Origin of the sequence: Catenibacterium sp. UBA627 (assembly GCF_002299355.1) — a bacterium.
In the GTDB taxonomy this organism is placed as follows: domain Bacteria; phylum Bacillota_I; class Bacilli_A; order Erysipelotrichales; family Coprobacillaceae; genus Catenibacterium; species Catenibacterium mitsuoka.
The window spans coordinates 907-1,285 of sequence record NZ_DBPF01000100.1 but is presented as its reverse complement, the minus strand read 5'-3'; the positions used below and the strand labels follow the sequence as shown (position 1 = coordinate 1,285).

At 30.6% G+C, this 379-nt stretch carries 1 protein-coding gene; it reads right to left on the bottom strand.

Going from position 1 to position 379, the window contains the following annotated elements:
• Positions 1 to 41: 41 nt before the first annotated feature.
• Positions 42 to 185, bottom strand: a complete 144-nt coding sequence (locus tag B2S90_RS06350) for a hypothetical protein (RefSeq protein ID WP_279147995.1) — start codon at positions 183 to 185, stop codon at positions 42 to 44.
• Positions 186 to 379 lie beyond the last annotated feature (194 nt).

Genomic DNA, 379 nt, shown 5'->3' with positions numbered 1-379 from the left:
TTTTTAAGACTGTATTCACATTTAATCTACTTCTTGCATCTTTAGATCACTAAACCCTTAAAACCTGTTTTCTTTGAGAAACATATATTAGCTGTTGCAGAATCTTGCAAGATATAGTCAGCCATTAGCTTTTCTGTAAGAGTATAGCTATCATTGTATTCTTCTATTATTAAGTATACATTCATAGGACTACCACCGATTACCCCTATTATAGCATATAGAAATACTTACTTTGTAAAGAAAAGAGCCTTTGTGTTTGAATAGTCAAATACAGAGGCTTTTTCAGGAGGCTATTTTATTTGTATGTAAATTTAATAATAGCACCTAGTCCTGATAATAGGACAATTGACGGCATATATGATACAAATGTAGTAATCAA

Coding starts and splice junctions, on each gene's coding strand:
- B2S90_RS06350 (WP_279147995.1), bottom strand. CDS start 185: ATGAATGTATACTTAATAATAGAAGAATACAATGATAGCTATACTCTT.